The sequence below is a fragment of the Serratia sp. AR11 genome (genome assembly GCF_056376275.1).
The window spans coordinates 1,258,172-1,280,744 of record NZ_CM150739.1 but is presented as its reverse complement, the minus strand read 5'-3'; the positions used below and the strand labels follow the sequence as shown (position 1 = coordinate 1,280,744).

The following is a 22,573-nucleotide window of genomic DNA, read 5'->3' as shown; positions in this document are numbered from 1 at the left end:
CTTCATCAGGGTTTATCTGTTCGCCTGAAGTCCGCCCCTGCAAAAACCATCTTTACCGTTGCGCTCTTGCCAATTGCCATTGTTGCATTACAATTGAGAATGAACGTTCGCACCCAGAAAGCGAACCGCATTTCACTTGGCAAAGGATCGGGACATGATATCCACCAGCGACAGCAGGCAGGCCAAAGCACAGGCTCGCCGCGATCAGATTGTCGACGCCGCAAAACTCTGTTTTCGTCAGCACGGTTTTCACGCCGCCAGCATGGCGGAAATCGCGCAGGGTTCCCAGCTTAGCGTCGGTCAGATCTACCGCTACTTCGACAATAAAGATGCGATCATCGAAGAGATCGTTAACCGCATCATCGCCAGTAAAATGCGGCGGCTGGAAGATCTTGGCGATCATATCAACCTGATCGCCGGTACCCTGGCGGCGCGCACCCTGTTTCAACAGCCCGGTGAAAGCGAAACCGACCATATGCTGATGCTGGAGGTCACCGCCGAGGCCACACGTAACCCGATAGTGGCCAAAATGCTCAGCGATGCCGAAACGCGGTTATTCCACCATGTTTGCCAAAACCTGCGGCGGATCTATCCTCACTTCAGCGAGCAGGAAATCGCCGCCAGAGTAGAATTTATCGCCGTATTAAGCGAAGGCACCGGTTACCGCATACTGACCACACAAAAAGCCGACGTCAGCCTGCTGAACGGCCTATACCAACAAGCTATCTCTCACCTGTTCAGGAAACCTTAATCCCTATGACCAGACAACTTGCCAGACAACGTCTGGTGCACGCGCTCGTGCTTGGCCTGCTAGCCTCACTGGGGCCGCTGTGCACCGACCTCTACCTGCCCGCCCTGCCGGAAATGGCCGGCGATCTGAACACCTCTACCGCTACGGCGCAGCTCAGCCTGACCGCCGGCCTGCTCGGTTTGGGCTTCGGCCAGCTGATTTTTGGCCCCTACAGCGACAAGCTCGGCCGTATGCGCCCGCTGTTACTGTCGCTGACGCTGCTGCTGGCCACCTCGCTGTGGTGCGCCCTGGCCCCCAATATCGATCAGTTGCTGATTGCCCGTCTGTTGCAAGGGCTGGCTGGTGCCGGCGGTGCCGTCATTTCTCGCGCCATCGCCCGTGACCTTTATTCCGGACACGAACTGACGCGTTTCTTTGCCCTGCTGATGTTGGTCAACGGCCTGGCACCGATCATTGCGCCGGTGTTGGGGGGCGCCTTGCTGCAGTTTATGGACTGGCGCGGGATTTTCGGCGTACTGGCGGCCATTGCCGTGCTGCTGTTCACGCTCGCCAGCCTGAAGTTAGATGAGTCATTGCCTGCCGAACGCCGCAGCCAGGGCGGTATTTTTGCCATGTTGCGGTCACTGGGCGGATTGCTGACCCAGCGTCAGTTTATGGGCCTGTGTCTGACGCAAGGTTTTGTGATGGCCGGGATGTTCGCCTATATCGGCGCCTCGCCTTTCGTGCTGCAGCAGATTTATGGCCTCAGCCCACAGATGTTCAGCCTGTGCTTCGCCATCAACGGCGTCGGACTGATTATTTCCGCGCAGATCGCCAGCCGCCTGAGCATACATTTTGGTGAAAGGAAGGTATTGAAAGGCGGATTGACCCTGGCAGCGGTTTCTTCGCTGCTGTTACTGTTGGCAGCCAGCCTGCACGCACCGCTGGCACTGTTGATGGTGCCGCTATTCTTCTCGGTGGCCGTGATCGGTATTGTCGGCCCGACGGCATCATCATTGGCGATGCAAAGCCAGGGCGACAAGGCGGGCAGCGCCTCTGCGCTGATTGGCGTGAGCATGTTCGCACTCGGTGCCTGTAGCGTGCCCTTGACGGGGCTGGGTGGCACTTCCAGCGTATCAATGGCACTGACCATCGTCGGCTGTTACGCCGTCGCCATCACGCTGTTTAAACTGCTGGTACGCAAAGCTCAGGCATAAAGCGACGGAAAAAAGGCAATAAAAAACCCGCTCAGTGAGCGGGTTTTAAGAATTTCGGCTGTAGCATTAGATAGCGATAACGTTAGCAGCAGATGGGCCTTTGGCACCTTGCGTGATTTCAAATTCTACGCGCTGGCCTTCAGCAAGAGTTTTGAAACCATTGCTAGCGATGGCAGAGAAGTGAACGAAAACGTCCTTGCTACCATCTTCCGGAGTAATGAAGCCGAAGCCTTTGGATTCATTAAACCACTTAACGCTACCTTTAATCTTAGACATCAAACTTACCTTTAACGTGAATGAAAGACACTAAACATGTGTCCAATACAGTACAGCAATTAGACGGGATTTTGTCCACAACCTGGATCACATAAAATCGATAAAGAGTGAAAAAATCCGTGTCCTTCGGTGTAAATCGCTTGTCCCCCTTGCCATTGTCTCTACAGGTAGTCCAATCCTCTTCAAACTCCGGCGAACAGCGGTCGAACGCCTGTTTCACCCGCCGTCAGCCTGCCTTGCCGGTGTGATGCAGACAAAATCGCTATGAAATATAACCAGATAGTCTTTTTGCTTCCGGCCGCCCTGCACTAGGGTTAGAGCTTACTAACCACTGTGAGCCAAGACTATGACCAGCCAACTGGCCGAAAAAATCGTCGCCTACCGCCGTGAACTGCATCAGAACCCTGAGCTGTCCAACCACGAGTTCGCCACTACCGCCCGCCTGACCCGCTGGCTGGAAGAGGCCGGTATCCGTATTCTGCCGCTGGCGCTGAAGACCGGCGTGGTGGCCGAAATCGGCAGTGGCAAGGGGCCTGTCATTGCGCTGCGCGGGGATATTGACGCCCTGCCGATAGAAGAAATTTCCGGCGTGCCGTTCAGTTCGCAAAACAGCGGCGTGATGCACGCCTGCGGACATGATTTTCACACCTCGGTGATGCTGGGCGCGGCGCATTTGTTGAAAGCACGCGAAGCCACCCTGCCCGGCACGGTACGCATTTTCTTCCAGCCGGCGGAGGAAACCTTCAACGGCGCCCAGCACCTGATCGACGCCGGAGCCCTGGATAACGTGGCGGCGGTATTCGGTCTGCACAACGCGCCGGAGCTGCCGACCGGTACCTTCGCCACCCGCGCCGGGGCGTTTTACGCCAACGTCGATCGCTTCCAGATCCTGATCACCGGCAAGGGGGCGCATGCCGCCAAACCGGAGCAAGGGGTGGACACCATCGTCACCGCCAGCCAGATTGTCAACGCGTTGCAAACCCTGCCCAGCCGTAGCTTCAGTTCGCTGGAGTCGTTGGTGGTGAGCGTCACGCGCATTGAGGGCGGTAACACCTGGAATGTTCTGCCACAGACCGTAGAGCTGGAGGGCACGGTCCGGACCCATAGCGATAAGGTTCGTCGCCAGGTACCGGATAAAATTCGCCAGGTGATTAACGGCGTCGCCGCATCCCTTGGCGCACAAGCGGAGCTACGCTGGCAGGCCGGCCCACCGGCGGTAGTCAATGACGCACGCTGGGCAGCCTTCAGTAAAACCGTCGCCGCCGAAGCCGGTTACCGGGTGGAAGAGGCTGAGCTACAGATGGGCGGGGAAGACTTTGCGCTTTATCTGCACCACGTGCCGGGCGTCTTTGTCAGTATTGGCTCGGCAAGTGAATTTGGTCTGCATCACCCGCGCTTCAACCCGGATGAACAGGCGATTTTCCCGGCCTCGCAATATTTCGAACTGTTGGCTGAGCGCACGCTGCAGCAATTAGTCACCACACCGGAAAAAGCCACCAGCAAGGCATAGAACTCACCCGGTTATTATTCGCGGCGCGGTGTATTCTGCGCTGCGAATTATTATTTCCCCCTCGGTTATATTTGCCAATTTCAACATTAGAATATGCTGTTTTGTTGTTTTACATCCTGATGGTGCTCGTCAATAGTGGGGCTCTAAAGATAGCGCCACACCGGCACTTAACAGGGTGAAAGCAATGAGCAACAGTGCGAAAGAACCACGACAATTGCGCCTTGGCGCCATTTTGCATGGCGCATCGGGAAATATGTCTGCCTGGCGACATCCGGACGCCACTGCCGATGCCAGTATTAACCTCGATTTTAATATTGCCACGGCAAAAAAAGCCGAACAGGGTAAATTGGATTTCGTGTTTGTGGCCGACGGCTTATATATCAATGAGAAATCCATTCCCCATTTTCTCAATCGTTTTGAACCCTTAACCCTGCTCGCCGCACTGTCCGCCGCCACCGATAAAATCGGGCTGGTGGGCACCTTATCCACCTCGTACAGCGATCCCTTTACCGTTGCGCGCCAGTTCGCCAGCCTCGATCACCTCAGCAAAGGCCGAGCCGGCTGGAACGTGGTGACCTCGCCACTGGAAGGGTCAGCAAAAAATTTCTCCCGCACCGAACATCCGGAGCACAGCCTGCGCTACCGCATTGCCAGCGAATACCTCGACGTCACCAAAGGATTATGGGACTCGTGGGAAAGCGACGCTTTTGTGCGAAACAAGAACAGCGGTGAATTTTTCAGCGCCGGTAAACTGCATACCCTGAATCACCAGGGCGAGTTCTTCTCGGTGCAGGGGCCGCTGAATATTGGTCGCACGCCACAAGGGCGGCCCATTCTGTTCCAGGCCGGCGCCTCGGAGGACGGCAAGCAATTGGCAGCCAAACATGCCGACGCCATTTTCACCCACCATGAGAGCCAGCAACAGGCACAGGCTTTTTATCAGGACGTTAAAAAACAGTTGGTGGAGCAAGGCCGTGAACCGGATGACCTGCGGATCTTTCAGGGCGTCAGCGTGATTGTCGGTGACGACAATGAAGACGTGGAGCGTCAGTATTGGGAAACCGCCCGCCTGGTCAGCATCGAAAACGCACTCAACTACCTTGGCCGCTATTTCGAGCACTATGATTTCGCCCGTCATCCGCTCGATGAACCCTTCCCTGACGTCGGTGAACTGGGTCAAAACAGCTTCCGCAGCACCACCGACGCCATCAAGCGCAATGCCCGCGAACGCAATCTGACGCTACGGGAAGTCGCGCTGGAAGCCGCCTCACCACGCCCGGTATTTGGCGGCACGCCGGAAGCGGTGGCGGACGGCCTGCAAAACTGGTTCGACACCCAGGCGGCGGACGGTTTCATCATCAGCGGCGGCACGCCAAATTCATTCGGCCACTTTGTCGATCGCGTGGTTCCGATCCTGCAGCAGCGCGGCCTGTTCCGCAGCGATTACAGCGGTGACACGCTGCGTGACCACCTGGGCCTCAAGCTGCCTGCCAATCAATTCACTCAATAACAACAATAATTTCTCAGGGATATCCGCTATGCGAACAACCTTTAGCGTCCTGCCCAGCCAACGTAACGATCTGGGCGATTAGGAGCATACCGATGGCAAACGACGTTTTTATCCAAACGCTGCCAAGCGATCCGCTGGTCCAGCCGGTGATCGCAGGGCTATTCGGTGAATATCGCCAACGCTACGGCGACTATTTTGGTGACCAGGAACAGGAAGCGCTGGATTTGTACGCCCCGCCGCAAGGCGCCTTTATCGTGCTGTTACGCGCCGGGGAGCCGATCGCCATGGGGGCCTTCAAACGCTACGATCCGCAAACTGCCGAGCTGAAACGCATCTGGACACGAACCGATTTACGCCGCCAGGGCCTGGCACAACGGGTATTGCAGCAACTGGAAACGCTGGCGCAGCAACAGGGTTATCGTCAGCTCTACCTGACCACCGGCTTTCGCCAGCCGGAGGCGGTGGGCTTGTATTTGAGCAACGGCTACCAGCCGCAGTTCGATACCAGCGTCGATACTGAAGTCTACAGCCGTCCCCCTTATGATGGCCGGCTGCCATTTCGCAAAAGCCTGATAACAGCGGACGCATACTGTTGCGCACCGGAAAGGAAGATTGCCTAGGGGACATTCCCCCTTATTCACCCTTTTATCTGTTTCAGGAGAGTAGTGATGTCCAAACAAGAAGTCTTAAAAGTGGTTCCCGCACGTTACCCGCTGCGGCTGGCAGGTGCGTTGTTCTCGGTGTTTATTCTGGCGGCGATCCTCCAGTCTGTGGCAACCAACGAACGCTGGGAATGGGGGGTATTCGCCGAATGGTTCTTTGCCCCGGCGGTGCTGTCGGGTCTGGGAAAAACGCTGCTGCTGACGCTGCTCGGCACGCTGTTCAGTATCATCTTCGGTACGCTGCTGGCCCTGGCGCGGTTATCGCGCTCCTACCTGTTGGCTTCGCTGGCGTGGGGTTATATCTGGCTGTTCCGCTCGCTGCCGCTGATCCTGGTGCTGATCGTTCTGTATAACTTCTCTTATCTGTACGACTCCATCTCACTGGGCATCCCCTTTACCTCGCTGGTGTTCGCCAGCTATCCGACCATCGATATCCTCAGCCAGTTCTCGGTGGCGGTGCTGGGGCTGACGCTGGTGCAGTCGGCCTATACCGCAGAAATCATCCGCGGCGGCATTATCGGGGTCGAGTACGGCCAGCATGAAGCGGCTGCGGCACTGGGGCTGCCGGGCTATCGCCGCACTTTCCGCATTATTTTGCCCCAGGCGCTGCGCTCGATCATTCCAACCGGCTTCAATGAAATTATCAGCCTGGCGAAGGGCACTTCGATTGTCTACGTGCTGGCGCTGCCGGAGCTGTTTTATACCATTCAGGTGATCTACAACCGCACCCAGCAGGTGATACCGCTGCTGATGGTCGCCACCGTCTGGTACCTGTTCATCACCACCGCGCTGTCGGTCATTCAGTATTACATCGAGCGCTATTTCGCCCGTGGCGCAGTGCGCGAACTACCGCCAACGCCATGGCAGAAACTAGCCGGCTGGTTAAAACGTTAGGAGGATCCCATGTCCGAAGCCATTGATTACTATGCCCTGCGCGAAGCGGCGGTACACAGCATCGTGCCAGTACCGGCGCGCGGCCTGATTGAAATCAGCAACGTCAGCAAATTTTTCGGTAAGCACAAGGCGCTGGACGACGTCAGCCTGACGCTGCAACCAGGCACCGTCACGGTGATCCTCGGCCCTTCCGGTTCCGGCAAGTCCACCCTGTTGCGGGCCATTAACCACCTGGAGCGTGTCGATGAAGGCTTTATCCGCATCGACGGCGACTATGTCGGCTACCGGCGCAAAGGTGACAAGCTGTATGAGCTAAAAGAGAACGCTATTCTCAAGCAGCGTATCAACGTCGGTTATGTGTTCCAGAACTTCAACCTGTTCCCTCACCTGACGGTACTGGAGAACATCATTGAAGCCCCGATAGTGCATAAAATTTACTCGCGGACCGAGGCCAAAGAGGTGGCTTATCAACTGCTCGATACCGTCGGCCTGCGCCACAAGGCTGATGCTTACCCGCGCCATCTGTCCGGCGGGCAACAGCAGCGCATCGCCATTGCCCGCGCACTGGCGCTGAACCCGAAGGTGATTTTGTTTGATGAACCGACCTCGGCGCTCGATCCAGAGCTGGTCGGTGAAGTATTGGACGTCATCAAGGGGCTGGCAGATCTTGGCGTAACGCTGGTGGTGGTCACCCATGAAATTGGCTTTGCCCGTGAGGCAGCCGATCAGATTGTCTTTATGGTCGATGGGCAAATCGTCGAACAGGGCGATGCTCGTCGGGTACTGAACCAACCGCAACACCCCCGCACCATCAACTTCCTCAATAAAGTGCTGTGATCAGCGGGGCGTCAGCGGCGCCCCGCTCTGTTAGAGCAACGCGAAACGGCGTTTTTCAGCGGTAAAATCCAGCGGTTTGATGCCACGCTGATTACGATCCTGTTCGGTCAGTAGCTCGGGAGGAATAAACCAGGTCACTTCAAACAGTAACCCATCCGGATCGTGCCCATAGATGCTTTTGTGCACGCCATGATCTTCTTCCAGCCCAAGAATGCCGCGCTGCGCCAACTGGTCGCGAATGCGCTCAAGTTCGTCCAGGCTGTCGACCTCCCAGGCCAAATGGTACAACCCGGCCGGCGGCTCGTTTTCCGCCGGTGGCTCACCGTTGGCGCGAAACACTCCGGCCCGCTGCTGCCCCAGATTCTTGCTGAACAGCGCCAGATCGTGATCGTTATCCGAATCGGCCGCCTGGGTAAACACCGCTTTCTCGGGGCTGCCTGAGGGCTTGAGCTTAAATCCCAGTACCTGATGATAAAAATCCGCGCTCTGCTGTACATCGCTGACATACAGCACCGCATGGTTTAGCCGTTTAATGCCCATCGGTTGTCCCTTTCAGAAATAAATAAAGTCAGAAAGAAAATAGCATGTGGCGACAACCCCGCTAAATGCCGTAATCGCATTATCAAATGCCGGGCACGCAATCTGTCACTGCAAGGCATTCCGCGCTATCATATGCACTGTATTGAGCGACTTTATGAGAATGATGATGAACGGCAAGATAACGACTTTTTTTGAAGACAAAGGCTTCGGCTTTATTACCGATGAGAACGGGGAAAATCGTTATTTTCACGTGATTAAAGTGCAGAACCCGGAGCTGATTAAGAAAAACGCGGCGGTGACTTTCGAACCGACCAACAACACCAAAGGCCCATCGGCGTTTGCGGTCAAGGTGCTGGCGTCGAGCAAGTACATCATCATCGCCAACGAAAGAATCAAGATCACCAGCATCAAATCCTTCAACACCTTCACCAAAGAAGTGCCGGTGAAAGCGGACGTGGATAAAGAAAATACCGTGCTGTCGGTCGGCCTGTTGATGAACCGCATTCGCCCGCAGTCCGAAGAAGCGCCGCAAACCATGCAGACGCTGCGCATGCTGACCATCACCACCTTCCAGAACGACACCCATACCTTCTCAGAACATGAGATCGACATGGATGAAACCCTGAAAGTGCTGAAAAGCCTGTAATCACAACCACCGCTAGCCGCATATACCCGATGAATTTCGAGTTGGCCGCTCTGGCGCGTCCATGCGCTCGCGGCATTTGTACATCCCTGTACAGCACAGCTAGGCGACCAGCTAGCTCATCCCCAGGCGCTTACTTCAGTAAGTAACTGGGGGGAGATAGTGCAGGTAACAACGCTGCAGCTTGAAAGGCGACGGGTATAAAACATTCTAAGCAATTTGATACCACCTGTGTTAGCGTGGGTTTTCACCTGACACAGGCCATTTTATTATGTCTGATACCAGCAGTGTTAAAGGCTTTATCAACCGCTCCACCAAAATCGCCTGCCCCAAATGCGCCTACGTCACCACTCAAAAATGCTCGATGCTGCGGCAAAATGTCATGCTGATCTGCCCAAACTGCGGTACTGAGTTTGAACCCAAGCAGAACTGATACCCTTATTTAAACATGATGTGGCCAACGCTGTTGCCACTTACCGCGTTAAACGACTCCACCCGGTTACGCCCCTGCGACTTGGCGCGATAAAGCGCGATATCCGCCATATTCATTAACTGTTCCAGCGATTTAACTTCGTTCATCCCCAGACTGGCGACGCCAACGCTGATGGTGATGTTCAACGGCACCTTGCCAGTGGGGAGCAAATCGGCTTTTTGTACCAATTGCCGCAAATGCTCTGCCAGTGCCACCCCCTGCGCCGCCAGCGCCCGCGGCAGCATAATGGCAAACTCTTCCCCACCCAAACGGCCAAACAGCTGATCGTGACGCAACTCGCGCCGCACAATATGGGCGAATGAAGCCAGTACCTGATCGCCCACCAGATGCCCATGGGTATCATTGATCTGCTTAAAATGATCGATATCGATCAGCAGCAGCGACACCGCCTCCTTCGATTTATACTTGTGCTCCAGCAGTTCGCCAGCCTTGCGCGTTAGTGCATTACGCGCCAGTACGCCGGTCAGAAAATCGTGATTGGCGCTGTGCTCCAGCCGCCGCAGCAGCTTACGGTTAACGGCAATTGAACTGGCAAGGATCAGTGGCCCCATCACCAGCATGGCGATCCCCAAACGGGCTGACATCAGCGTGTCGAGGAAGGCAATGTGGTTGTTGGGCGTTTCATACAGCATCAGATTGGCGGAGATACTGCTGATCTCGGTCATCCCGGTCAGCAGCGTCAACAAGGTTACCGTGAACAGTTGGTAGCGCACCGCGCACCACAGCAGCGCCGGAATGGGGAAGGCAATCGCCCCTGGACCGCCGATATACACACTGAACACCAGTGAAAACAGCAACGCCAGCAGTGGCATACCGGCACGCAGTTGCCAGTTGATCTGCATACGCAACAGCTGTTTGAGACGCGGTGCCGCCAGCAGTACCGGCAACAACAGCAGATTGGTCGAGAACTGCTCGCTGAACCAGGCTAACCAGGCGATAACGGCCGTGTTGTTGTACAGGCTGTCATTACGCAGTATCGATAAGGTCGACGCCACCGCCGCGCTACTCAGGCTGGCGGTAAACATATAAAGGATAGTCTGGGGTTTACCCATCCGGCGTTGCGACTTTGGCAGCAGCGACATCACGCCGTAACCGGTAGCAATCAGCGACATATTGCAGGCGTTCAACCACATCGCCAGCGACAGACTCTCACCGTTGGCCAAATCTGCGGCGATCATCCCAATATAGATAGCCAGCCAACCGGCCGGACTGGCATAGGCGGGTTTGCGTAATAGCAGACCGAGTAAAATCGCATTCACCGGCCAAAACAGAGAAAGCGATCCTATTGGGCGGGTAAAAATACCCAGCAGGGAAAGCAAAAATGCCAGCAGAAAAAGCGTAATCAGCTGGATAGCCACAGGCAAGCCATGTTTGTCGCTTATTCTGGCGTTCATCGCCTTACCCATATATTTATAATAACCAGAGCAATTCTATGCATATTCCCTCGCCCGGCATAATGAAAATGACATAAGAACCAGAGGCAGACTTAAAAAATACAGGCAGATCAATCACAAAGATACATTCACTTTTATTTAACGGAATGTTCTGAACTCAAGTCGTCAACGAGATGCTTCATGATGAAACGAATTTTCATCCTTGCGAAAATAATATTCAAGGATATCTAACAGCATAGCGTAAAGCAGCACTCATCAGCACCACGTAAAGGCCATAATTATATAAAGGGTATTTTACTTGCCGCCCAAAACTGGTCTGCCGGCTATTATTTCCCGGCAAGTCATGTTCGACATGCAATTAGAGGCAACAAAAAACCCGGTCTAGGAACCGGGAATGTTTGTACGAAATGCAGTGTTAGCCCAAGCAGGCTAATAACATTCCCCACTTTACGCTGTAATTGTGTAGAAAAAATGAGCGAACGGGGAATGGCTATTAAGCCAGTTTGGCAGCAAAGCCCGCCACGCGCTGGCCGTAAAGGCTGGCGGTTTCCAAATCACCCGACAGCATTTCATCCACACCGGCGTCGGCGGGCGTTTGTACCAATAACCCTACCGAACCGCCCAGGTTGTTTATATCGGTACGCTGCGCCGACTTGGTATTCGCGGGCATCAGCCCCAGGCTGACCCACAGGCCGCCATGCTGCGAGGCCAGAGTTTGCAGAGCGATCAGCGTAACCTGCTTGTCACCGTTCAGGCTGGCGCTGTTGGTGAACCCACCGAAAACCTTGTCCTGCCACTTACGGCCAAACCAGGCTTTAGAACTGGCATCGGCAAATTTTTTGAATTGCCAGGACGGGCCACCCATATAGGTCGGCGAACCAAAAATAATAGCATCCGCCTCATCGAGTTTCTGCCAGGCTTCATCGCTGATATTGCCTTCCTGATCGATAGCGATCAGTTCCGCTGCCGCGCCTTCGGCAACAACCTTTGCCAAACGCTCGGTGTGGCCGTAGCCGGAATGAAAAATAACCACTGTCTTCGCCATTAGGAACTCCCAGATCGTTGCAGTAGAGTGCCGACGGCACCCGAGGATATTCTTATCCAATCTAATCAACTGACCCTGGGGTGAATACCAAATTTATCTGACAGAGTTATTCAAAAAAACCGGGCGGTATTCATGCGCCAATTGCCTGCGGGCTCTGCTGCCGGGCGAAATCAATAAACGCACGCAGCGGACGCGGCATTTGCCGGTTTGCGGGGTAATAAAGATAGAAACCGGGAAACGGTGGCGTCCAGGCCGCCAGCAACGGCAGCAATCGGCCGTCGTTCAATGCCTCTGCCACCTGACTCTCAAACAGATAGGCAATCCCCAATCCATCCGCAGCGGCACGCACCAGCACCTGCGGTTCATCCACAATCAACGGCCCCTCCACCGCGATTTCCAGCTTTTCGCCACCGCGCTCGAATTCCCAACGATAAATACTGCCATTGGTTGGCCAGCGAGTATTCAGGCAGCGGTGCTGACGTAGCGCATCGGGGGTTTGCGGCGTGCCATAACGCGCCAAATAGGCTGGCGAGGCTACCACGCACATTCGTTGCTCGCCCCCCAGCGCGACGGCCACCATATCCTTCTCCAGTCGCTCATGCAGCCGCACACCCGCGTCAAAACCCGCGGCTACCATATCCACCAGCCGATCCTCCACGCTCAGATCCACAACAATATCGGGATAATGCGCATTGAACGGAGCCAACAGCGGAGCCAAATAATGGATCGCCGCCAGGCCGGATGCATTAAGCCGTAGGGTGCCCGCCGGCTGCAAACGCAACGCGGCGGTCTGCGTCACGGCGGACTCAATCTCGGCCATTGCCGGTGACAAACGCGCCAACAGCAATTCCCCCGCTTGGGTCAGCGCGACACTTCGCGTGGTGCGATTCAGCAGACGTACACCCAGCCGGGTTTCCAGATTGCGCTGCGTCTGACTAAGCGCTGAGGCGGAGATGCCCAATTGCGCTGCGGCACGGGTAAAGCTGCCATGCTCAACAATGACGGCAAAAGCGCGTAATTCCGCGAAATCACTTCCTCTCATTATGCCCCCTGCACTTAATAATTCATGAAGATTATAGCGTATTCATTACACTCCCGGTGGGGCCTATGCTTGAACAAAACCACAGAGGAAATACCCCATGCTGACATCACTGGCCCTGAACCATTACCGCCTGCTTGGCCGCTCTGGCCTGCGCGTTTCGCCGCTGGCGCTCGGCACCATGACCTTTGGCACCGATTGGGGCTGGGGCGCAGAACAAGCGGAAGCTCGTCGGCTGTTTGACGTTTATGTAGAACGTGGCGGCAATTTTATTGATACCGCCAACCGCTATACCGAAGGCAGTTCCGAACGATTTATTGGAGAATTCGCCACCGGACGCCGCGACCGTCTGGTGATCGCCACCAAATACACGCTCCCCATGCAGCCCGATAACCCAAACTCTGGCGGTAACCACCGTAAAAGCATGGTGCGTTCGGTGGAAGAAAGCCTGCGACGCCTGAACACCGATTATATCGACCTGCTGTATCTGCACGCCTGGGACGCCACCACCCCGACGGAAGAGATCATGCGCGCCATGGACGATCTGGTGCGTGCCGGCAAAGTCTTATATCTGGCCGTTTCGGATCTGCCCGCCTGGCAGGCCGCCAGAATGCAGACACTGGCGGATTTACGCGGTTGGTCACCGTTGATTGGCCTGCAGATTGAATACAGCCTGTTGGAACGTACCGTGGAGCGAGAACTGATACCGATGGCGCAAGAGCTGGGCCTTGGCGTCATTCCATGGTCACCGCTTTCCGGTGGCATATTGAGCGGAAAATACAGTCGCCAGGATTTACAAGCGCAGGGGGAAGAGAACGGTACCCGACGAGCCATGGTTCGCGACAAGGGTATGCTGACCGAGCGCAATATTACTATTGCCGAAACGGTATTGACGCTGGCCAGGGAGACGGATTTTAGCCCTTCTCAGGTAGCCCTGGCCTGGACGCTGCGCAACCCGGCAGTGACGGCCCCAATCATGGTGCGCGCACGCTGGCACAACTGGAAGATAATCTGGGAGCGCTGGAGGTCAGGTTGACAGAAGAGCAGTGGCGGCGTCTGGATACGGCAAGCGCCATTGAACTGGGTTTCCCCCATGATTTTCTGGCGCTACAAGTTACGCGCGATATCATGTTTGGCGGTTTGACGATTGAGCGCAGATAAAAAAAATCCCGCTCAAGGCGGGATAAACTTAACAGGGATGGGGTAATACACTACAGGGAATGGATAACACACAACATCATCGGGTAGGACTACACTACCAATCTCAATGTATAGAACTGTCATCCCTGAGTAAGTTTGCTCCGGCAGATGTAACGCCGGATGGAAATGTGACATTTTTACCGCGTACTTCCTTACTCCAGGCCACCATAATCCCCGCGCCGCGCTCACAAAAATGATTAATAAACAATCAATAAAGGGCTATTACCGGTGCCGAATGGTAGAATGAGGTTCCCTACATCTATCCGGTGAAAGATATGTCTATCTTTGATGCCCTTAAGATGTTCAGCAGCACAACGGTTAAAGTGAAGTGTCCAGAATGCGCTCACATGTTTGAACAAAATAGCCGCAAAGTGCGTAAAAACATCACCCTGATTTGCCCTAAATGCGGCCACTATTTCCTTCCTGACGAAAAGTAGTGCCTGCAACGCCTCACCGCCTTTAGTGCGAAAGTGCATCAGCGCTGATTTTGAACACAAACTTCAGCGCCAACGCAAAATCAACTTCGAATTAACGTTAAAACATCTTCTGGAACATCGGCACTAATAATTTATTACCGTACTCACTGACATGATTATCATCATAATAGATAGGACGACCATCATGAGTGCTTTCGCACTTGCCATTTTTACAAAGTAGCGGCAATGGATTCAGGATCTTCACACCGCATTTTGCTGCTGCTTCGTCCTGAGCCTCCCACACAAATGAGTGACGCTTCATATAATCACTTTCAGAAAGGTAGATGTGTGGAGCCTCTTTACCAAGCATCATAGCTCTGGATATGGTTTTTGACACATTAGATGTCATTTCAGGCATCGGCCTGACCATAAAGACAGGGTGCTCAGCCGCCAGTTCACAGGCGCTATCTATCAGAGATGCCTTAAATTCAGCCAAAAACTCAGGCGTTGGTGTCTGGTGTACGGTGGAAAAATAAACTATCGGAGTATTCATTCTTTCTGCGACAATCTGGCGCCCAAATGCATAGACCGAAGTCCTGTTAACGATGACAATGGGGATCGATTTATCAAGACCAGCCAGTTTTTTCCGCTGCCATTGATTGAACCCATAGCAGTCTTGATTATCTGTTGCTTCACTAGGGACAGTTTTTGCCCGATAAATTGTTGGGCAACCAGCATAAGTCAGATTTAAGACCCCATCGTTTTTACTCGGTAATGCAGCTTCCACTGCAGTAGTCATGGCATTTGCATGGCTGTCGCCAACCAGTATTGCCTTAATCTTGCTACCACCAAAAACGCACCCGGGAGAGGTTGTACCCGATATGGCAAAACAGCCCACCCGGCTTGGATTGGAATTGAGGCTCTCGTTAGCGATAAGGTCAATCTTTGCCGGAACTCTATCAGGATAATTAAATTTAAACATCGCGACGGATGCAACACCAATAATCATCATGCAGGCAGCGATAGTGAACACATTACCCCATGCAGTTTGTCTGGATAATCCTTTACGCGTAGGGTTTTCAATCAACCTCAACGACAACTCACCCAAAATGACGCTTAAAATGAGCCCGCCAATCATCCATGTCCATAATCCGGCAGTATTGTTGTACGCCAGAAAGACCACAATCGGCCAATGCCAAAGGTAGATAGAGTAAGAAGAAACCCCAACACGCTCTGCAACATAATTTGACGTAAAGATAGAGCCTTGCCTGCCGGCAGCAAGCACCAGCATTGCTCCCCCAACCGGAACCAATGCATAAATACCCGGCCAGGCAAGCTTAGGTGTGAAAAAGACAATCGCAAGAGTAATCATGATGAAACCCACTAGTTCCATCAGCTTTTCTTGGTTCTTGGAAAATTTCGCGTTGCGGGTCAGCCACCATACAGCACCACCGCCCAGCATCTCCCAGGCCCGCGTTGGCAATAAGAAAAACGCGGCAGAAGGCAATTTGATTGATAAATAACAGGCAAGGGAAAACGAGAGAATAAACCCAGCGAAGATCGTGAATTTTATCCCGCCAGATTTCAAAAACCTCCACATAATCAGTAAGATAATGGGGAGAATGATATAGAACTGCCATTCAACAGATAGGGACCAGGTATGAAGCAACCACTTTTCATGAGATGCAGCATCGAAATAACCCGATTCTTTCCAGAACTTTACGTTTGAAATAAATAAAATCGCGACTAAAACATGCTTTGAAAGCGTACTGTAATCTACCGTAGTGAGGAAAAACCAACCAAGAACAAGCAGAGTCAAACACAAAGCCAGCAGTGCAGGGATAATTCTACGGGCGCGGGCCAGATAGAACCGCCAAATTGAGAATTTACCGGTTTCCAACCCAGTGACGATAATCTGCGTCATCAGAAAACCAGAAATAGCAAAGAAGACATCCACCCCGACAAAACCGCCAGCGAAACCAGGTATGCCAAAGTGGAAGAGAACAACAGCGATTACAGCCCAGGCGCGAAGCCCGTTGATGTCATGCCGAAAAGTCCTTGCAGTAGAAGACATATATAATACTCATCTTTCAAAATTATGAGGATAGCTAACAGCTTGTAATGTTTCTTGACGGTGCATTTTGCATCATGTGCAGAATTTTACCTATAGGAGGAATGACTAATCAGATTTTTACGGTGGATTCTTATAGAAGTGATATCAATCAGAAACTGACTGCCCTGAGCTACAGGGCCGGTTCTTTATACCACGCCACACATCACTAGCGTTGAGCAACGACTGGAGTCTGAGAGCGGATACGTGCACTGGCGGCATCCACTTATCTGGCGGGGTGAACCACAAACAGGCGCGATTCAAACCCACCACTTTTAAAGGTACGGGTATTAACCCACCCCAAGGGTGAGCGACCAAAATTCTGATTGAAATCTCCTCCGCTGACCAACCATACCCGGCGATGGTTCACGGACAGAACTTTGAGATTATCGACGTAGGTTTGCGCCGCCCGATCGTGGAAGAACGTCCCAAATCCATAGGCATTGGGTTTACCGGAAATACCATTAGGTTTTATCTGGGTATATAACAACGCGCGGTAGTTTTTTTGTTGTAATAGACATAGCTCAGATAATTGAACATGTTGCTGACAACAACGGCATCGCCAGGCTGATAGCCACTGTTGATATGGTGCACCATCCCCTTAAACTGATCTTTATCCGATAAATAATCATCACGTAACCCACTGTTGAACAGCAGACTAAAAAACACCAGCAGCGAAACCCCACGCAGCTTACTTTTACTTTCTGCAATCAGGATCGCCAAAATGATTGGGATACCTTACGCAGCAAAAAAAATAGCGATCAACAAACAGAGGCATTCGCCAGGAAACCGCAAACAGCAGTAAGACCGGGACAAATACACCACTGAGCTGCAATAGCTTGAATTTGTTTTCTACCCCACGAGAAACCAACAGCAAAGCAGATAACCCAAAGAAGAATGCCGGCAGCAACAGGAAAATACCCCAGTAATAATTCCGGCCGTCATCTCCGGTTAAAAAACGCCAGAACATGGCGGGCAGATCGCACAATACCACTTGTGGGATCCAGCCAACGTCCCCATCAGCGCATACATGCGCGCTTCCTGACTGTAGCGCACCGCCATCGGCATCATTGCCATCAGGCCACCGGCCGCCGGCCAGCAACGCGGCCCTTTCATTGGCCAACCAACGGGTTAGTTTGATTACCAGCGCCACCGTAACGACGCCAAACAGCATGCTGAGGGATTGCACCGCCAGAATGCTATCGCCAAACAACAGCATCCACCCATGCAGTAGCAGATAATAAAAATGTGGAGACGCCGCGTCATCATTGCCGAGATCAAGTAAATGGTGACTCAATCAACAGGTAAAAGTCAGTGAAACCTCCCGGCAAAGCATCCACTTTACGGGCATCGGCCGGATGCAGGCTAAACTAAAATTTCTGAACTTTGCTCGCTGATAACCCAGCCTGAGTTCCGCAAAGCAGACCGGTTGAATCGACAGAATGAAATATGGGAGCGGCGTGATGCACAGAGAACGACACAGCATAGAGAAAATAGGCTGGCTCAGAGCGGCGGTCCTTGGCGCTAACGATGGCATCGTTTCTACCGCAAGCCTGCTGTTGGGGGTAGCATCCGCCAATGTCACTCACCAAAGTATTCTGTTGACCGGCATTGCCGGTTTGGTCGCTGGCGCGATGTCGATGGCAACCGGTGAATATGTTTCCGTCTCTTCTCAGGCAGACACCGAAAAAGCCGCCCTGGCGGAAGAACAGGCCGAGCTGGATGCCGATTTCCAGGGGGAATTTCGCGAGTTAACCTCAATTTATGTCCATCGTGGCCTGGACGCAGCGCTGGCGAAACAAGTGGCAGAAAAACTGATGAGCCATGATGCTTTGGCAGCACATGCGCGCGAGGAATTGGGCATTTCAGAAATCACCACTGCCCGCCCCTTGCAGGCTGCCCTGACTTCTGCAGCAAGTTTCTCGACGGGAGCAATATTGCCTTTATTGGTGGCCGCGATTGTCCCGGCCCAGTGGGCGATCCCCGCCATTGCCCTTTCCGCATTAATTTCTCTGGCCATTCTGGGCGGGATTGCCGCCAGGGCCGGTGGGGCACCGATACTTCCCGGTATTATTCGCATTACTTTCTGGAGCGCCCTGGCGATGGGTGTTTCATCAGGCGTCGGTGCGCTTTTTGGTTCGATAGCCGGCTGAATACTGACATAAAACCGGCGCGGGTCCGGTTTTAAGAAATTGTCGTTCTATTTTTTCAGCATATAGATAAATGAATCAACGATATCGCCACTAGCAGTGGTGACTTCCACCGGCACCCGCTCATAGCCCTCACCTTCGAACTCGTCGAGAGTGTTCCAGTGGTCAGCGAGGTTGTCAGAGTGGAACAAGAAGCCATCCACCCTATTGCCACTATTATCCACAACGATGCCGGGGAACCCCATGTCAGCACCCCAGCCCTCATTTAGCAGCGTTCCACCGACACTGCCCTCTTCCCAACTACCGCCAATACTTTCCATGATATAAACATTTGGCCGCCCTGGGCCCAAGGTGCCGTACACAAACAAACTCAACATTTGATGCCCTGTCGTCTTAGATGGTTTGGGACTCAAAATAGCATGAGGTTCGGCGGCGACCAATGGGTTCGTGGGGGAAAGGAGAAGCCAAAATCAGCAGATATCCAGTGAATGATGGATTGAAATTTATTAACTCTGTGATGATTGCAGCCGTTTTAAAAGGTCGCTTCTTTCATTCTGTGACAACTGCAAAAACAACAGCATCAATTCCGCTAGCTCATTGTCTGCGGTATATAAATACGCTAAAGGTACTTCTAAAACATTGGCCAGAAGCTGGGCCGTTTCGATGTTTACCTCATGGACACCTTTCTCATAGCGATTGATCCGCGTGCTGGCTACAACCTCGCCGAACCATTCATGCATCTGTTGTTCCATTCTGGCCTTCTGCCAGCCGCCTGCACGCATAGCCACTTCTTCGGCTTGGCCGAGTACATGACGCCCTTTTTTCTCACAGGCTGACGATGCCCACATGAAACGCACATCGGCATCCACCAGGTGGAAATGGTCAGGGTTATACAGGCTCCCTGTGTTGCTCAGAATTTGACTGAGTGCCCACTCATGGACTTCATTTGCTGGAATAAGGCCGATGTATGGCATCAGTTGATGGGATTCTATGAATTGTAGAGGTGGACATGGTCTCCTTTCATGGGCAACTCGGTTTTCTGGTATTGCCATGAATTACTCCCATTAAAAAACCCGCCGTAGCGGGTCGTTATCGATGTTCTGTTACTTCTTACCGTTGGCCTCAGCCATTTGCTGATTAATTTATTGGTAACAAATATCTGCTAAGCTGGCATTCATTGCAAGAGTCAAAGGAGCGTGCCAATGAAGATGTTTTTACTCACCGCAGTTTTACCACTCGTAGCTATTGCTGGATGTTCTGACAAGCAACAAGAAAGTTTTAATCCATATCAAAATGAGACACCTGAATGCAGTAACTACCGCGCTATGACTGGCGCACCGATGTTGCCTGATGCATACGCAAGACTCAGAGATAAGTGTGAAGCATCCAAAAAGAAATAGTGATCCCTCACTGCATTATCGATGGCCCTAGCAAAGGCCACCAGTAATGCTCATACTCTAGAAATTCATGCGTCTATAGACGGTGGTGTCACTCTCAGCCTCTCGATCATCTGGGCCTATTTCTATTTCTTACCGTTTGCCTCTGCCATTTGCAGATAGACAGCCGCAGAACCGGTAGGGAGTGTTTTACTCAGCTGACCGCACGAAGATAGAGTTTTTCCTTCAGCATTTTTCCGGAAAGAACCTTTCGTCGATCACGGAGGATAGAATTATGGCAGCGGTCGCCAAGATGCCCAACAGGAAGCACCGGCAACGTTGGGAATTGAAAAAGAAAGCAGGCGGAGGTATGACACCCGTAGTCAGAAAAATGCGCGTTGACGATAACTCAGCATGGAATACAGGTAAGCGGCGGGCAGGAATAACCGACTTTCGATTTCATGACCTTCGCCATACTTGGGCAAGCTGGTTAGTTCAGGCAGGGGTGCCACTTTCAGCGCTACAAGAAATGGGAGGTTGGGAGAGCATAGGGATGGTTCAACGATATGCTCACTTATCCCCTTCTCATTTAACCGAACATGCGAGAAAAATTGACGAAGTCTTGGCGGGCAATGTCACTAATCTGGCACTTTTGGAAAATGTGGCTGTTGGGGAATAAGCATAAGTCGTTGATTCTAAATGGTCCCTACAGGATTCAAACCAGACATACAACACACTGTTATTAAATGACAATATCGTATTCGATAAAATTTATACCAACATTTATACCAACAGATAAATTTGTCAGAAAGTAGGACCCATTATCGACGAGCCAACATGCCAGGATAATGTTTAGCAATGATATCATTCATTCGCTCAACCAGCTCTGGTCTCTTGAATGTGATATGCGCGGTCCCCTCCTGAAAGTAACGAATGTAGAAGAACTCATCTTCGTACGACTGCCTACCCGAAGCAGCATATACACTTTATAAGTGCACCAAACGCCTGATATGAATTATGCGCCTGTGAGCTTTCTCACAACTCCGTGACAAAGCCAGAGGCGAGCAAAAAATAGGAACTGTATAAACAACGGCTGGCAAGTCATCCGTAGCGCTCTCGGTATACTCAAGGCGAATCAATCTGAATGAGTCAGCACAATGAAAACAACAGAAATCACCTCAGACAGCTATGTGTTGGTCAGCGTACGGGAAAAGATCGGCTATGGCTTCGGCGATCTGGCCTCTAACCTGTCGTTTGGCTTTGTCTCCCTGTTCTTACTGTTTTTTTATACCAATATTTATGGCATCAGCGCGGTGCAGGCGAGTTTGATCTTCGTTATTGCCCGCGTAGTGGATGCGATTTTCAATATCTTTGTCGGCTATTTTATTGATAAGACCCAAACCCGGCACGGTAAGCTGCGCCCTTATCTGCTTTACGGCGCCGTGCCCTTGGGGATCTTGACGATCCTGTGTTTCAGCACCTTCGACAGTGACTATAAATTTTATTACGCGCTGATCACTTACACCATTTACTGCCTGGCCTACACGGCGGTCAATACACCTTATTCCGCGATGACCAATATGCTGACCCAGCACGAAGGTTCACGGGCTTCGTTGTCGGTCTACCGCTTTGTGTTGGCTATCGTCGGTTATCTGATTGTTTCGACCAGTGCCGACCTGCTGATCTCACAGTTCACCGACCAGAAGATGGGTTATGTGTTTGCCGTCAGCTGTTTTAGCCTGTTGGCCACCTTCTTTTTCCTGGCCTGCTTTGGCATGACCAAAGAGCGGGTCAAAAGCCTGCCAGATCAAAAAGCGCCAACGCTAAAAGAGATGATCACCGCTGTTTCCGGCAACCTGCCGCTAATCCACCTTTCGCTATTCACAGTGTTTTTCTATATCGCCTACACGGTCTGGATGGCGATTGCGATTTACTTCATCAAGTACACTCTGGGTGATGAAGCTTTTACCGCCAAGTTCTTCGCCATTCAATCTGCGGCCTATGTGGTGGGTACGGTGATTTCCGAAAAGCTCATCAGCCTGATGGGCAAAAAGAAGATGGTTCAACTGGGGCTGCTGATCGGCATTGTCGGCGTGCTGTTCCAGTATTTCCTGGCGGGAGATAACGCTTACCTGATCATGACCGGCGTTTGCCTGTACAGCATCACCCTGGGGATGGGTTTTGTAGCGATGTGGTCGATGATTGCCGATACCGTCGAGTATGCCGAATGGAAACACGGCGTGCGCACCGAAGGGGCCATTTACGGCTTCTTTAATTTCATCACCAAAATTGCCATGGCGATTGGCGGCGGTTGCGCCGGGTTGATGCTCGATTACTTTGACTACTCGTCCGAACATCTCAGCGCCAACGCGCTCAACGGCATCAATATGATGATGACGTTGTTCCCCGGCCTGATGTTCGCCCTCGGGATGCTGTTTATCTTCTTCTACAAGCTCGATGAGCACACCTATCGAAATATCATCAAAGACATTGAATTGCGCAAAGTCAGCGCGCTGTAACCAGCAGGTATA

At 52.5% G+C, this 22,573-nt stretch carries 22 protein-coding genes and 4 pseudogenes; 15 read left to right on the top strand and 11 right to left on the bottom strand.

Going from position 1 to position 22,573, the window contains the following annotated elements; all coding sequences use genetic code 11:
* Positions 1–154: 154 nt before the first annotated feature.
* Complete coding sequence (locus ACSOSI_RS06070; protein ID WP_218215557.1) at positions 155–751, top strand: TetR/AcrR family transcriptional regulator; 597 nt, start codon at positions 155–157, stop codon at positions 749–751.
* Between the two features lie 5 nt (positions 752–756).
* Positions 757–1,947: a multidrug effflux MFS transporter gene (locus ACSOSI_RS06065; RefSeq protein ID WP_476706707.1), complete on the top strand. Its 1,191-nt coding sequence runs from the start codon at positions 757–759 to the stop codon at positions 1,945–1,947.
* 66 nt (positions 1,948–2,013) lie between these two features.
* On the opposite strand, the gene cspE is transcribed toward ACSOSI_RS06065, so the two are convergent.
* Positions 2,014–2,223 carry a transcription antiterminator/RNA stability regulator CspE gene (gene cspE / locus ACSOSI_RS06060; protein WP_012005628.1) on the bottom strand — a complete coding sequence of 70 codons (210 nt, stop codon included), beginning with the start codon at positions 2,221–2,223 and terminating at the stop codon, positions 2,014–2,016.
* A 346-nt stretch (positions 2,224–2,569) separates the two neighbouring features.
* On the opposite strand from cspE, the gene ACSOSI_RS06055 reads away from it, so the two are divergent.
* The 5 genes from ACSOSI_RS06055 (at position 2,570) to ACSOSI_RS06035 (ending at position 7,636) form a co-directional block, all read left to right on the top strand.
* A complete protein-coding gene (locus ACSOSI_RS06055; RefSeq protein ID WP_012005627.1) occupies positions 2,570–3,733 on the top strand; it encodes a M20 peptidase aminoacylase family protein in 1,164 nt (387 codons plus the stop codon).
* A gap of 184 nt (positions 3,734–3,917) precedes the next feature.
* Positions 3,918–5,243, top strand: a complete 1,326-nt coding sequence (locus tag ACSOSI_RS06050) for an LLM class flavin-dependent oxidoreductase (RefSeq protein WP_112362787.1) — start codon at positions 3,918–3,920, stop codon at positions 5,241–5,243.
* A gap of 92 nt (positions 5,244–5,335) precedes the next feature.
* Entirely contained in the window at positions 5,336–5,863 is a 528-nt protein-coding gene (locus tag ACSOSI_RS06045) for a GNAT family N-acetyltransferase (protein WP_012005625.1), read from the top strand.
* Positions 5,864–5,911: 48 nt separating this feature from the next.
* Complete coding sequence (locus tag ACSOSI_RS06040; protein WP_012005624.1) at positions 5,912–6,799, top strand: amino acid ABC transporter permease; 888 nt, start codon at positions 5,912–5,914, stop codon at positions 6,797–6,799.
* Positions 6,800–6,808: 9 nt separating this feature from the next.
* A complete protein-coding gene (locus tag ACSOSI_RS06035; protein ID WP_476706706.1) occupies positions 6,809–7,636 on the top strand; it encodes an amino acid ABC transporter ATP-binding protein in 828 nt (275 codons plus the stop codon).
* 30 nt (positions 7,637–7,666) lie between these two features.
* On the opposite strand, the gene ACSOSI_RS06030 is transcribed toward ACSOSI_RS06035, so the two are convergent.
* Entirely contained in the window at positions 7,667–8,176 is a 510-nt protein-coding gene (locus ACSOSI_RS06030; RefSeq protein WP_012005622.1) for a VOC family protein, read from the bottom strand.
* 166 nt (positions 8,177–8,342) lie between these two features.
* On the opposite strand from ACSOSI_RS06030, the gene ACSOSI_RS06025 reads away from it, so the two are divergent.
* Both ACSOSI_RS06025 and ACSOSI_RS06020 read left to right on the top strand, forming a co-directional pair.
* Complete coding sequence (locus tag ACSOSI_RS06025; protein ID WP_017891897.1) at positions 8,343–8,822, top strand: cold-shock protein; 480 nt, start codon at positions 8,343–8,345, stop codon at positions 8,820–8,822.
* Positions 8,823–9,090: 268 nt separating this feature from the next.
* Entirely contained in the window at positions 9,091–9,252 is a 162-nt protein-coding gene (locus ACSOSI_RS06020) for a YnfU family zinc-binding protein (RefSeq protein ID WP_165366726.1), read from the top strand.
* 5 nt (positions 9,253–9,257) lie between these two features.
* On the opposite strand, the gene ACSOSI_RS06015 is transcribed toward ACSOSI_RS06020, so the two are convergent.
* From ACSOSI_RS06015 to ACSOSI_RS06005, 3 genes are all read right to left on the bottom strand, one after another.
* Positions 9,258–10,706, bottom strand: a complete 1,449-nt coding sequence (locus ACSOSI_RS06015; protein ID WP_476706705.1) for a GGDEF domain-containing protein — start codon at positions 10,704–10,706, stop codon at positions 9,258–9,260.
* Between the two features lie 493 nt (positions 10,707–11,199).
* Entirely contained in the window at positions 11,200–11,751 is a 552-nt protein-coding gene (locus ACSOSI_RS06010) for a flavodoxin family protein (RefSeq protein WP_012005619.1), read from the bottom strand.
* A gap of 130 nt (positions 11,752–11,881) precedes the next feature.
* On the bottom strand, positions 11,882–12,793 hold the full coding sequence (locus tag ACSOSI_RS06005; protein WP_261408368.1) for a LysR family transcriptional regulator: 912 nt from the start codon (positions 12,791–12,793) through the stop codon (positions 11,882–11,884).
* 97 nt (positions 12,794–12,890) lie between these two features.
* Between ACSOSI_RS06005 and ACSOSI_RS06000 the strand changes: the two are divergent.
* Positions 12,891–13,951 (top strand): annotated as a pseudogene (locus tag ACSOSI_RS06000) (aldo/keto reductase).
* 314 nt (positions 13,952–14,265) lie between these two features.
* Complete coding sequence (locus ACSOSI_RS05995; protein ID WP_216594072.1) at positions 14,266–14,427, top strand: YnfU family zinc-binding protein; 162 nt, start codon at positions 14,266–14,268, stop codon at positions 14,425–14,427.
* A gap of 97 nt (positions 14,428–14,524) precedes the next feature.
* Here the strand turns inward: ACSOSI_RS05995 and ACSOSI_RS05990 are convergent, their stop codons facing one another.
* The 3 genes from ACSOSI_RS05990 to ACSOSI_RS05980 all read right to left on the bottom strand — a co-directional run bounded on the left by ACSOSI_RS05990 (position 14,525) and on the right by ACSOSI_RS05980 (position 17,735).
* Positions 14,525–16,480 (bottom strand): acyltransferase family protein, encoded by a 1,956-nt coding sequence (locus ACSOSI_RS05990; protein ID WP_476706704.1) that lies wholly within the window; start codon positions 16,478–16,480, stop codon positions 14,525–14,527.
* A 507-nt stretch (positions 16,481–16,987) separates the two neighbouring features.
* On the bottom strand, positions 16,988–17,239 hold the full coding sequence (locus tag ACSOSI_RS05985) for a hypothetical protein (RefSeq protein ID WP_261413220.1): 252 nt from the start codon (positions 17,237–17,239) through the stop codon (positions 16,988–16,990).
* Positions 17,214–17,735, bottom strand: a complete 522-nt coding sequence (locus ACSOSI_RS05980) for a hypothetical protein (RefSeq protein WP_476706703.1) — start codon at positions 17,733–17,735, stop codon at positions 17,214–17,216. Before ACSOSI_RS05980 ends, ACSOSI_RS05985 begins: the two co-directional genes overlap by 26 nt.
* A 244-nt stretch (positions 17,736–17,979) precedes the next feature.
* On the opposite strand from ACSOSI_RS05980, the gene ACSOSI_RS05975 reads away from it, so the two are divergent.
* Positions 17,980–18,669 (top strand): VIT1/CCC1 transporter family protein, encoded by a 690-nt coding sequence (locus ACSOSI_RS05975; RefSeq protein WP_476706702.1) that lies wholly within the window; start codon positions 17,980–17,982, stop codon positions 18,667–18,669.
* Between the two features lie 47 nt (positions 18,670–18,716).
* Here the strand turns inward: ACSOSI_RS05975 and ACSOSI_RS05970 are convergent, their stop codons facing one another.
* Positions 18,717–19,043, bottom strand: coding sequence for a gamma-glutamylcyclotransferase family protein (locus ACSOSI_RS05970; RefSeq protein ID WP_476706701.1), 327 nt, complete (start codon positions 19,041–19,043; stop codon positions 18,717–18,719).
* Positions 19,044–19,322: 279 nt separating this feature from the next.
* Positions 19,323–19,718, bottom strand: a pseudogene (locus ACSOSI_RS05965) (putative metallopeptidase); the annotation flags it as partial.
* Between the two features lie 150 nt (positions 19,719–19,868).
* On the opposite strand from ACSOSI_RS05965, the gene ACSOSI_RS05960 reads away from it, so the two are divergent.
* Both ACSOSI_RS05960 and ACSOSI_RS05955 read left to right on the top strand, forming a co-directional pair.
* Positions 19,869–20,066 carry a hypothetical protein gene (locus tag ACSOSI_RS05960; protein ID WP_476706700.1) on the top strand — a complete coding sequence of 66 codons (198 nt, stop codon included), beginning with the start codon at positions 19,869–19,871 and terminating at the stop codon, positions 20,064–20,066.
* Positions 20,067–20,412: 346 nt separating this feature from the next.
* Positions 20,413–20,721 (top strand): annotated as a pseudogene (locus ACSOSI_RS05955) (site-specific integrase); the annotation flags it as partial.
* A 142-nt stretch (positions 20,722–20,863) separates the two neighbouring features.
* Here the strand turns inward: ACSOSI_RS05955 and ACSOSI_RS05950 are convergent.
* Positions 20,864–21,007 (bottom strand): annotated as a pseudogene (locus tag ACSOSI_RS05950) (DUF4942 domain-containing protein); the annotation flags it as partial.
* 192 nt (positions 21,008–21,199) lie between these two features.
* Between ACSOSI_RS05950 and ACSOSI_RS05945 the strand changes: the two are divergent.
* Positions 21,200–22,561: an MFS transporter gene (locus tag ACSOSI_RS05945; protein WP_476706699.1), complete on the top strand. Its 1,362-nt coding sequence runs from the start codon at positions 21,200–21,202 to the stop codon at positions 22,559–22,561.
* Positions 22,562–22,573 lie beyond the last annotated feature (12 nt).